At 52.1% G+C, this 11096-nt stretch carries 10 protein-coding genes; all 10 read left to right on the top strand.

Annotated features, from left to right (window positions below; genetic code table 11):
- Positions 1-448, top strand: a 448-nt coding sequence (locus AB1690_05525; protein ID MEW6014761.1) for a hypothetical protein, incomplete at its 5' end; no start/stop codon positions are given.
- A 1017-nt stretch (positions 449-1465) separates the two neighbouring features.
- Entirely contained in the window at positions 1466-1954 is a 489-nt protein-coding gene (locus AB1690_05520; protein ID MEW6014760.1) for a hypothetical protein, read from the top strand.
- Positions 1955-2156: 202 nt separating this feature from the next.
- Complete coding sequence (locus AB1690_05515; protein MEW6014759.1) at positions 2157-3137, top strand: polyprenyl synthetase family protein; 981 nt, start codon at positions 2157-2159, stop codon at positions 3135-3137.
- Between the two features lie 55 nt (positions 3138-3192).
- A complete protein-coding gene (locus AB1690_05510) occupies positions 3193-5364 on the top strand; it encodes a hypothetical protein (GenBank protein MEW6014758.1) in 2172 nt (723 codons plus the stop codon).
- A 108-nt stretch (positions 5365-5472) separates the two neighbouring features.
- The gene (locus tag AB1690_05505) at positions 5473-6612 is read left to right on the top strand and encodes a saccharopine dehydrogenase C-terminal domain-containing protein (protein ID MEW6014757.1); all 1140 of its coding nucleotides are present in this window, start codon (positions 5473-5475) and stop codon (positions 6610-6612) included.
- Positions 6613-6885: 273 nt separating this feature from the next.
- Complete coding sequence (locus AB1690_05500) at positions 6886-7302, top strand: Rrf2 family transcriptional regulator (GenBank protein MEW6014756.1); 417 nt, start codon at positions 6886-6888, stop codon at positions 7300-7302.
- Positions 7303-7539: 237 nt separating this feature from the next.
- Positions 7540-8421, top strand: coding sequence for a pyridoxal 5'-phosphate synthase lyase subunit PdxS (pdxS, locus tag AB1690_05495; protein MEW6014755.1), 882 nt, complete (start codon positions 7540-7542; stop codon positions 8419-8421).
- A 24-nt stretch (positions 8422-8445) separates the two neighbouring features.
- Entirely contained in the window at positions 8446-9036 is a 591-nt protein-coding gene (gene pdxT, locus AB1690_05490) for a pyridoxal 5'-phosphate synthase glutaminase subunit PdxT (GenBank protein MEW6014754.1), read from the top strand.
- Positions 9037-9055: 19 nt separating this feature from the next.
- Positions 9056-9988, top strand: a complete 933-nt coding sequence (lipA, locus tag AB1690_05485; protein ID MEW6014753.1) for a lipoyl synthase — start codon at positions 9056-9058, stop codon at positions 9986-9988.
- Position 9989: 1 nt separating this feature from the next.
- Positions 9990-10916, top strand: coding sequence for a 4-hydroxy-3-methylbut-2-enyl diphosphate reductase (gene ispH, locus AB1690_05480; protein MEW6014752.1), 927 nt, complete (start codon positions 9990-9992; stop codon positions 10914-10916).
- Positions 10917-11096 lie beyond the last annotated feature (180 nt).

The raw sequence follows: 11096 nt of genomic DNA, 5'->3' as shown, positions 1-11096 counted from the left end.
GATTCGTCTGCGCTGGATGAAAGAGAGTGAAAAGCGTCCGGAGCTGTTCAGTTATTTCGAAGCGGTCAGTCCCCAGCAGAAAGACAAAGTGCTGATAGGCACACCCGATTGGGAATTGAAATTGGGTTCGGGGATAATCAAAGGGTTCAAATGGGGAACGGTGACCGCCCGGATCGCTTTTGAGTATTCAGCAGAAGAATCAAAGACCGAATTAGGTGAATATGCCCTGGAGTATTTGAAACGTCTGTCACCAACCTGGCGGGTATACCTGGGAATCGAAGGGACCCAGGACGAAATTGGCTTGATTGGAGAAGCTCAGCTGTTCATCATGAAAAACATATATCTGAAACTGAATAACTCGGTCGGAATTACTTCAAAAGCAACCGACTGGGCGCCGGAGGTAGGGTGTATGTTTGTCGTGCCGCTTAACGTAAGCAGAGCCGAATAGCGGAACCAGATTGAGACACCATAAGCCGCGAATTATTGATTCATCTGCGGGCAGGAATCGCGCCTAAAGCGCGACTGCGCGCGCACAAAGCCCAGCAGGTCGAAATCTTCCGTGGGTTTCGACAGTTCCTGAAATTGCATGGGGTCATTTGCGAGGCATTCATTTGAATGTCAAAACCCAAGTCGCCACGGCGACCAGGGAGGGATTTTGACCTACTCGACTGTCCTTCCCGGTCCCGATCGGGAATTCAGAAATTGATTGCACCAATTGCGGTGTCTTTATTCTTTATCGCATAACACCACTGTCTGGATTCCCGCCTTCGCGGGAATGACAATTACGGGCAGCACAGTAGAGCAGGAGCCCGGCGCTCCTGCCAGAATCCAGCAGTCATGGTGGATTCAGCGTGATTATATGTATTCGTTCCGCGAAGCGGAACGAAAACGGCACGAGCGTGGGGCTTGTGCCCTACAAGACTAAAATTGCGAGCGGTCACCTTCGAGACATTCATTTGAATGTCAAAACCCAAGTCGCCACGGCGACCAGGGAGGGATTTTGACCTACTCGACGGCTACTGAGATTCCGTCAGGAGTCCGCCGCGGCGGGCTCCTGACGGCGGATAATCATCTCTGCTGTCGCGGGGATGATTATGTCGCATCCGCCCGTCACAGGCGGAGATTCGACCTGCCGAGTTTAGCATAAGTGCGTCGGGTCACATCCCCGACAGTAGTCGGGGCCAAGACCCGACGCAACGTCAAAGGCGGGTGCTATACGATTTGATTCACCTGGTGCGATACCTCGTGATTCCCCGCGCATAATAGCGGAGAGATGCAATGGAGAAATTGTCAGGCGCCCCTTCCCCAATCGGCAAAAACTGCCTTGATGCGATTATTAGAGGGGAAATCGTTTTTTCTTATGGACAGCGCAGATACCTTGTCATAGATTTCAATCGTGAAGAGAAATGGTTCATATATCATTCTCCTGGCGGTCGCGACTGCCGCAATATTTTCGGGCTGCGCGATGACGCTGGTCAAATATTACCGGACTCCGGAGGGGAAAGATGCGGTAATCAATTTCGCCGGGTATGAATTGCAGGTTGTAATTCGAGCGGTTAACATTTACTCAAGAGTAGGGACAGATTCTTTCCGGGTCTGGATTCCGACAGTATATACCGAACTTGAGGGAATCGACCCTGAATCGGCGGTTGACTCGCTGGACTTGGTCAGCATCGACTCACTCTATCTTAGATTGCCCTTAACCGGGGAGACGTTGTGGCCGGCGGTCGATTCAGCGACCACAAGCAGTTGGCTGGTTTACATCCGGGGCGGAGAACTTTATGGTCCGGTTTTCAACTATCATCGGGTCAAAGTTCCGGAGAAACATACTTCAATTGAGATCGGCTTTGTGGCGCGGCTGGTGGACCGCGAGTCCGGGAAAGAGTTGAGAAGGGAAGAGTTCCGCCGGACAGTTCATCGGGTTCATGAAAAGACCAGGTTCTATAGTCATTAGTATCATTTCCGATGAGGAAACGGGGCTCAAAATGGGTCGTGGCCGCTCGCGAAAAATATCACAAGTTCAGGAATGCTATTGGTTTCGCAGGAATTGATGCAATCGGCGAAACCAGTTGACAATCTAAGAGATATCAGATATAATTACTTCTGTTATGAAACTGATGGGAACCGGATTTCCGTCATTTTCATTATATACTTTTATGGATCAGAACCGATTAAAGGCGCTCATAAAGCCGGTCGAACAGGATATGATGCAGTTCGACAGCCGGCTGATGTCTAATCTGACCAATGAATCCCCGTTAATAACTTCTATCGCGCAACATCTGATGAAAAGCCGCGGCAAGCGGATTCGTCCCGCCATAATGTTTCTGACCGCCCGCGCCGCCGAATTTTTTACCGACCAGACTATCAATGGCTCCCTGGCGATTGAGCTGATTCATACCGCCACCCTGCTGCACGATGACGTGGTTGACAATGCCGATATGCGCCGCGGTCTGGAGACGGTTAATTTTAAATGGACCAATCTGATTTCGGTTCTGATGGGGGATTATATCTTTGCCAAGGCGTTTCGCCTGATGGTGAAAACGGAATCGCTGGAATTGATAGATGAAATCTCCCGCGCCACCGAGCGGGTTTCGGTGGGGGAATTGCGGCAGGTGGAAGAGACCGCCAATTTCGACCTTTCCGAAGAGGAATATCTGAAAATCATAGCGGATAAGACCGCTTCGCTGTTTGCTGTTTCCTGCGCCGCCGGCCCGATACTTGCCCGTCAGAATGGCCGCACCAAAGAGCGGTTCACAGTATTTGGCGAGAAGATCGGGGTCGCTTTTCAGATTGCCGATGACCTTCTGGACTATGTCGGCGACCCCAAAGTGACCGGCAAAGAGCCGGGGATTGACCTGGTCAATGGCAAAGTTACTCTGCCTCTGATTTATTCCTTGCGGCACAGCGAGCAGGGAAAGAGAAACGAGATTCTTCGGATGCTGGGCAACGGTGTCGGCAAGGGGGGATTCCAGAAAATATTGGGGTATGTTCGCGAGTCTGGCGGTATCGATTATGCGTACCGGCGGGCGCACGAAATCGCCCAGGAGGGGCTGACGTCCATAAATGGGCTGAACGACTCGATTTATTACAATTCGCTTCTGGGGATGGTTGATTTTTCCACCTCCCGCGCCGGATGACCATTTTCTCCGGCGGTTTGCATCATCCAGATTTGGGCATCACGGTATAATTGGTATGTTTGGTCTCAAGGAGATTTCATTTGATATTCTGACCGGTCATCCGCTGGTGACCGGACTTTTTTTCGCGCTCTTTATCCTGTTTGCGGTCTATCTGTACCGCCGCACCAATCCGCCGCTTCCGGGGAAACTGCGTATTCTTCTTTCAGCCCTTCGCATAGTGGCAATTCTGGCTCTCTTTTTGGCGCTCTTCGAGCCGGTTCTGTCGTACAAAAGGGAGTACGAACGGCAGCCGCGATTGACTCTTCTTCTGGACAAATCTAACAGCATGGAAATTGTGGAATCAGGAAAATCGCGTGCGGAGCGGGTCGATTCTCTTCTGGCAAGCGGCGGTCTGAAGCAGCTTCTCGGCCGATTTGATATAAGGGAGCGATACTTTTCCCATGGCCTCTTTGGCGACCGTTCGGATATCAACCGGGAAAAGACGGCGCTGGGGGATGCCCTGCAGCAGGCGGCGCAGGCGGAGCTGGGGGAACCCTCAGAATACTGGCTGCTTCTCTCTGACGGCATCTCCAATAGCGGGATTTCACCGCTTGATGCCGCGGTATCGGTCAAGACGCCCATAATTGCAGTGGGGGCCGGTCAGCAACGGGCGGAAAAAGATGTTGCCATTACCGGCGTGGATTACAATCAGGTCGTGTTTGCCGGGAAACCGACCGAGATGACGGTGCGCCTGGAGTGGTCGGGAATGAAAAATGACCGGGCATCGCTGCAGGTGAAAAGCGGTGAACGGATATTGAAAGGAGAGACAACCAATCTGGCGGAGGGGAATCTCCGGCAGGAATTGAAAATCTCCTTTGTGCCGGAAAGACCGGGGCAGCAGACCTTTGAAATCGAGATACCGTCACTTCCCGATGAGGAATTCCTCGGCAACAATTCTCGGACGATATCGATGACGGTTCTGAAAAGCCGCTTGAAGGTGCTTCTGGCGGCGGACTATCTCGATTGGGAGTATTCGTTCCTGAACCGGTATCTTAAGAACTCCTCCAGTGTTGAGCTCTTCACCTCGGTTCCCAAGGCAGGGGGACAATATATCGGGATTCCATTCCCGTCGCGACAGGAAGAACTAAATCAATATGACCTTCTGATTCTGTATGATATAAATCTGGAATCGCTCAAGTCACGCGCCCCCCTGGTGGAATCATTTCTTGCTGACCGCGGCGGCGGATTGATGGTTTTTCTGGGGGAGAATTATTTGCGCTCGCCTTACCCGCGCTGGCTGGATCAGTTTCTTCCTTTTGTTTCGCGGAGCCGCCGGGATAAGCCGGTTTTCATGAGATTTAATGGCGTTCCGGTCGAGAATTATCTCTTTCATCCGACAGTGCGGATTGCCGAAAGCGGCGCTGCGATTCGTGACGGCTGGCGGAATCTTCCACCCTTCCAGGTTCTGGTCTCGACCGATTCAATCGCTCCGGGGGCGGAGGTTTTGGTTACGGCCGGCGCCGGTCCCGGCGGCAGGGATATGCCGATTCTCGGGTATCGCACGGTGGGAGCCGGAAAGGTGCTGGCGACCAATGCCGCCCCGTTCTGGCAGTGGAGTTTTTTCAGTTATGGATTTGGTGGAAACGGCGAAGAATATCAGAAATTTTTCGGCGGTGTGGTCAACTGGCTATCGCTAAAGGAAGAGACCGACCCGATACAGATTAAGCCCGACAAGAATGTTTACACCAAAGGGGAACCGGTCGGGTTCACAGGTGCGGTCTTTGACCTCGGGTTTCGACCGATAAGCGGGGCGACCGGGCATATTTCGCTTATCGATGAATTAAATGGTGATACCGCGGTGGCGCCACTGGTGGAAAAAGGGGATGGGTATTACCGGGCCGATTTTGGAGCGCTTTCTTCCGGACGGTACAGATATGCCGGTATCATCAGTAAAGACAACAAGACTCTCAAGGAGAGCGGCGGAGAGATTGCGGTCGAAAAATTCTCAATAGAAGAAAATCATCGCAACCCCGATTTTTCTACTCTGGCGGCAGTGGCGCGAATGACCGGCGGCGATTTTTTCCCGATGGGCGAAGCCGACAAACTGGCGGAGCGACTTAAAGCCGAGTCGATCGCGGTCTCACAGCAGAAGGAAATCGTTCTCTGGAATAAATTCTGGCTGTTGGGCATTTTCATTGCCGCTCTGGCGGGAGAATGGTTCTTGCGCAAGCGATACGAGCTGATTTGAAAGACTTACCTGACTTTCTGCTGATATCCCAATTTTGATATAGACATTTATGCCCAGGCGGTTTAAATTCCGCTGTAAATAGCCATTGAGAAAAATCAAAGGGAGAAGATGAAAATAGCTGTAATTGGGTCCGGGCTTATGGGGCGGGCGGCTGTGTATGACCTGAGCCGCGCCGAAGGTGTAAAGGAAGTGGGGCTTTTTGATTTTGACGCCGACCTGGCGCTGGAGATTGCCCGCAAATTCGGAAATGATATAACAACGGCGGCAAAGTTGGATGCCCGCGATGAAGACCAGGTGGCAAAAGCGCTTGAGAATTATGACGCCTGCATATCGGCGGTTACTTATAAGTACAACGAAGGACTGACCCGGGCGGCGATAAGGTCGCGCACGCACTTTTTCGACCTGGGGGGAAATAACGATGTGGTGCGGCTTCAGTTTGAGATGGACAATGCCGCTCGCGAAGCCGGGATAACCGTTATACCGGATTGCGGTCTGGCGCCGGGAATGGTCTCGGTTCTTGCCGCCGCCGGCATCAAGGAGTTTGATAAAGTCGATTCTCTGCGTATCCGTGTGGGCGGACTGCCCCAGGTGCCGCGCCCCCCGCTGAACTACCAATTGGTGTTCTCCTCGGAAGGGCTCATCAATGAGTATTGGGAGCCGGTCATAATTCTGGAAAACGGACAGCCCCGGACAGTCAATCCAATGACGGGACTGGAGAAACTGGAATTTGACGGCATCGGCGAACTGGAAGCATTTTATACATCGGGCGGCACCTCGACTCTCCCCGACACTTACAAAGGGGTAATCAATTTTCTGGATTATAAAACAATTCGATATCCGGGGCATTGTCATCTATTCCGCACCATGCTGGAAATCGGTCTTGGTTCGCGCAGCCCGGTGCGTGTCGGCGATATAACAGTCGAGCCGCGGGAAGTGTTCAAGCGGGTCCTGGAGAAGAATCTGACCTTCAACGAACCGGACCTGGTTCTGGTGCGCCTGATGTTTGAAGGGGCTAAAGCCGGGAACCCGAAAAAGCTGACTTATGAGATAATCGACCGTCAGGACAGCCGGACCGGATTGACCTCGATGATGCGCTGCACATCGTTCCCGGTTGCGATAATCGCCTGGATGGTCTGCAGCGACAAAATTACCGACCGCGGCGTGGTGCCGCAGGAGTTAGCGGTGGAGCCGCAGTTTTTCATCGGGCAGTTGAAGAAGCGGAATATAAATGTCGTTGTTAAGGAGTAGCCGTCCTTTGGTGCCTTTATCGTTTTGCCATTGTATTTCATAATTTTCTCTGCCGCCTTTCAGACCATTTTGTCCCCAGCGGGATTTCTTTTCTCGATATAAGACATTGCCGGATAGGAGATTGTTGATTGTGGACACTAATGGGCAATTTTTGCGAAAAAACTCAAAAAAGTCTTGAAATAATTGTAATATTTGTCCATATTATCCGCCTTGAATGTCGTATATGGATTTAAAAGTAGTTGATTATCTGACGAAAATATAAAGGAGTACGGAATGCAATTGTCAAGAAAAGCCGATTATGCCCTTCGCGCCGTCATGCATTTTGCCGGCATGCCGAAAGGAAGGCTGGCATCAATCGGCGCGGTTGCCAAAGCGCAGAAAATCCCCCGCGAATTTTTAGCCAAGATATTGAAAGACCTGACCTGGGCCGGCATCCTGGTTTCATATCAGGGAGTGACCGGCGGGTATCGGCTGGCGCGCGCCCCCAAGGATATTTCCTTTCTCGATGTGGTGGAAGCGATGGAGGGTCCCATCAGTCTCAATCTCTGCTGTGAGGGAGATAAATGCGAATGCGAGCATTATAAGGGATGCCGGATGCGCGATTTCTGGATTAAACAGCAGGACCTGTTTCGAAAGACTCTGTCGCAGGCGAATTTTGGGAAATATCGGGCTGTGATAAAAGACAACTGAGAAACAGAGTAATCTGAATTTGAGGGTGTGCCGTCCGGCGGCATACCCTTTTTTGTCTCTGAGACAATGGTTTTTCGGCAGAAAGAGGGGTTGCAATTTCGAGTCTTTTGCTATTATATTTCGTATGTAATTTGGGAAAGGTTTGGCTCATCGGGGCCAAAGAAACCGAGCATCGTGGCGCGACAACTGCTTCCTTTGTAAAGCAGGGAAATTATGTTTGTGAGAGGAGCGTACAAAATGAATCTGGAAGATAAAGATTATCGATTGCGAGTCGGTCTGGCGGAAATGCTCAAGGGCGGGGTTATAATGGATGTCACCAGCGCGGAGCAGGCAAAAATAGCGGAGCAGTCGGGAGCGGCGGCGGTAATGGCGTTGGAGCGGGTGCCGGCTGACATTCGCGCTGAAGGCGGGGTGGCGCGGATGGCCGACCCATCTGTTATTGAGGCGATTAAAAGCGCCGTTTCGATTCCGGTAATGGCAAAATGCCGGATAGGTCATTTCGCGGAAGCGGAAGTTCTGGAGGCGCTCAAAGTTGATTTCATCGATGAATCGGAAGTGCTCACCCCGGCCGATTACCAGTACCATATCGACAAATGGAAATTCCGGGTGCCATTTGTCTGCGGCTGCCGCAATCTCGGAGAAGCGCTGCGGCGGATTTCCGAGGGGGCCGCTATGATTCGCACCAAGGGTGAAGCCGGCACCGGCGATGTCTCGGAAGCGGTGAAACATCTGCGGGAAATAAATGCCGCCATGAAGCGGTTGACGGTGATGTCGGAAGAGGAGCTTTTCGGAGCGGCCAAAGAGCTGGCGGCGCCGATTGAGCTGGTGCGCCTGGTCGCCGGGACCGGGAAACTTCCGGTGCCGAATTTCGCCGCCGGCGGAGTTGCCACTCCGGCTGATGCCGCTCTGGTGATGAAACTGGGGGCCGAAGCGGTTTTTGTCGGCAGCGGAATTTTCAAATCCTCGAATCCGGAAAGGCGCGCCGCCGCCATTGTCACCGCCGTGGCACAGTTCAATGACCCGAAAGTGGTCGCCGATTGCAGCCGCGGGCTGGGTGAAGCGATGAAAGGAATTTCGGCGGCGCAGATTCCGCAGGAGAATCTTCTTCAGGTGCGGTAATATCCGTTGCCGTTGCGAGCAGATATGTTTTCCCATCTGACTGTTGGGGTTCTGGCGCTTCAGGGGGATTTTGAGCGCCATTTGTACCGTCTTTCCCTATTGAGAGCGAGAGGTCGGGAAGTTAGGTCGCTCCGCGACCTGGAGGGTCTCGATGGTTTGGTCATACCGGGCGGAGAGTCCACCACCATGAATCTTCTGCTCGACCGCTTCGATATGCGCTCGAAACTGCAGGAGCTTTGCCGTCAGAAGGGAGTCTGGGGCACGTGCGCCGGTATGATTTTGCTGGCGCGGGAAGTAGATGACGCGCGGGTCAAACCGCTTCAAATAGTAGATATAGCGGTCAGCAGGAACGGCTACGGAAGACAGGTTGATTCCTTTCATACCGAGGTGCGGGCAGAACTGAATGGAAAACCGGCAGTTCTCAAGGCGTCATTTATCCGGGCGCCTATCGTCTCCCGGGTTGGAGAAGGGGTAAAAATTCTTTCGGAACATCAGGGAAAACCGGTTCTCCTGATTCAAAACAATTGCCTCGTAAGCAGTTTCCACACCGAGCTGGATGAAGATTTGACACTCACCAAATATTATCTCGAAAATCTCGTATCTGTATTTAAATAAATATCAGATATGGATTGTCATGACCGTTAATATATCCCCTGCGGGGCATACCTCTCAGTTAATAAAGTCGCCTGCCGCCGGTGACGGGCGCCGGCGTCTTCCGGAATGGTTGAAAGTCACGGCGAATTTTACTCCGGAATATTTCCGCATCAAGGATATCCTGGCGCGGCATAATCTGCATTCGGTCTGTCAGGAAGCCTCCTGCCCGAACATTCGGGAATGCTTCGGCGCGGGGACGGCCACTTTTCTTATCCTGGGGAATCACTGTACCCGGGGATGCCGATTTTGTGATGTCACAACGGCGCGGCCTCTGGGGCTTGACCTTGAGGAGCCGGAGCGACTCTCTAAAGTAGTGGCGGAACTGAAATTGAAGCAGGTGGTTATAACTTCGGTCACAAGAGATGACCTGCCGGATGGGGGAGCCTCTATTTTTGCCCGGACTATAGAGCTCCTCCGAAGGCAGGATAATGAAGTCAAGATTGAAGTGCTGATTCCGGATATGAAAGGGAAAGAAGAGGCGGTGCGGACAGTTCTGCTTGCCAAGCCCGATGTTTTTGCGCATAATGTTGAGACGGTCGAGCGGCTGTATCGCCGTGTTCGTCCCGGCGCCATTTTGGAGCGCTCCCTGGCAGTCCTGAAAATGGGCGACAGTTTTTCGCCCCGTCCGGTGGTCAAGACCGGCTTCATGGTCGGACTGGGGGAGACGCTGGAAGAAATCAAGGAGCTGATGGAGCATATCTACGCCACCGGGACGCAAATTGTGACGGTGGGCCAGTATCTGCAGCCGTCGGAGAAACATCTTCCGATTGAGAAATTCTATCGTCCTGATGAATTCAAGGAGATAGCGGCGATGGGAAAGGAAATCGGTTTTCAGCATGTTGAAGCAGGACCATTGGTGCGCTCTTCATACAAAGCATTTAACCAGTCCAAGGACCTGTTAGGAGTGAAATAAGTTGAAGAAGATAATAATCGCCCAGCATTATGGATTCTGCATGGGTGTGAAACGGGCTATCGCGATAGCGGAGGAAACCGCCGGAAGCAACGGCAGTGTTACCATTCTCAACGAAATCGTGCATAATGAGGCGATTGTGGAGAAGTTTCGTCGGGAAGGAGTGGGGCAGTCGTTCTCACTGGAAGATGTAAAGGAAGGGACTTTGATAATTTCCGCCCATGGGGCGTCTCCGGAAGTATTCCGAAAAGCGGAAGAAAAAGGGCTGAAAGTGGTCGATGCCACCTGCCCGCTGGTGATTAGAATTCATAAGATAGTCAAGAAACTTGCTGAAAACGGTTATCATATTCTGCATTTTGGCGACGACAAGCATGATGAGACCATCGGAATAATGGGGCATGCGCCGGACAAAGTGACGGTTATTCCGACTCTTGACGCGCTGGAAGGGCTGGGTCCAATCGACGGGAAACTGGCGATGACATCGCAGACGACCGCTCGCGTTTCGGATTTTGTCGAGGTGGAACGGCGGGCAAAAGAAAAGTATCCCCAGATTGAAATCTTTAATACCATATGTAACGCCACCAATCAGCGACAGGCGGCGATAATGGACCTGGCGCCCAAGGTGGATATGATGCTGGTGGTCGGCTCGGAATCATCGGCAAATTCCAAACGACTGGCGCAGATTTCCAAAGCGATCTGCGGCATCGCGTACCTGATCAACTCTCCTGATGATATCCGACCGCACTGGTTTGAAAACGGTGAGAAGCCTATCGAAGTGGTCGGCCTTTCGGCAGGGGCGTCGACGCCCGATTTCCTGATAGATGGCGCTATCGAGAAACTGCAGCGAATTGGGGGCGGAGAAGTAGAAGTGGTCTATCCGGAAAAGAGGATGGCGAAAAATCGTCTGGCGCTGGCGGAAGACGATGATTAATTCTTGCGGGGCGAATTTTGCGAAACATTTTCATACGTTACTCGTCTAACTTTTAGTCAATTTTAGGTACAATCTCCATACCTCACTCTTCACCGCATAAATGACGGAGTCAGTCCGAATTCTGTAGTGCATCGGGAACCGGTGAGCAATTAGATTGTTAAACCAAATGGAAGCGCCCGT

The sequence above is a fragment of the Candidatus Zixiibacteriota bacterium genome (assembly GCA_040753495.1).
Taxonomy (GTDB): Bacteria; Zixibacteria; MSB-5A5; order GN15; family PGXB01; genus DYGG01.
Note: the sequence above shows the minus strand (reverse complement) of the source record. Positions and strands in the feature narration are given on the sequence as shown.

What these genes read in the sequence shown, in the direction of transcription:
- AB1690_05520 (MEW6014760.1), top strand. Translation starts at nt 1,466, where the DNA reads ATGACGCTGGTCAAATATTACCGGACTCCGGAGGGGAAAGATGCGGTA.
- AB1690_05515 (MEW6014759.1), top strand. Translation starts at nt 2,157, where the DNA reads ATGGATCAGAACCGATTAAAGGCGCTCATAAAGCCGGTCGAACAGGAT.
- AB1690_05510 (MEW6014758.1), top strand. Translation starts at nt 3,193, where the DNA reads ATGTTTGGTCTCAAGGAGATTTCATTTGATATTCTGACCGGTCATCCG.
- AB1690_05505 (MEW6014757.1), top strand. Translation starts at nt 5,473, where the DNA reads ATGAAAATAGCTGTAATTGGGTCCGGGCTTATGGGGCGGGCGGCTGTG.
- AB1690_05500 (MEW6014756.1), top strand. Translation starts at nt 6,886, where the DNA reads ATGCAATTGTCAAGAAAAGCCGATTATGCCCTTCGCGCCGTCATGCAT.
- pdxS (MEW6014755.1), top strand. Translation starts at nt 7,540, where the DNA reads ATGAATCTGGAAGATAAAGATTATCGATTGCGAGTCGGTCTGGCGGAA.
- pdxT (MEW6014754.1), top strand. Translation starts at nt 8,446, where the DNA reads ATGTTTTCCCATCTGACTGTTGGGGTTCTGGCGCTTCAGGGGGATTTT.
- lipA (MEW6014753.1), top strand. Translation starts at nt 9,056, where the DNA reads ATGACCGTTAATATATCCCCTGCGGGGCATACCTCTCAGTTAATAAAG.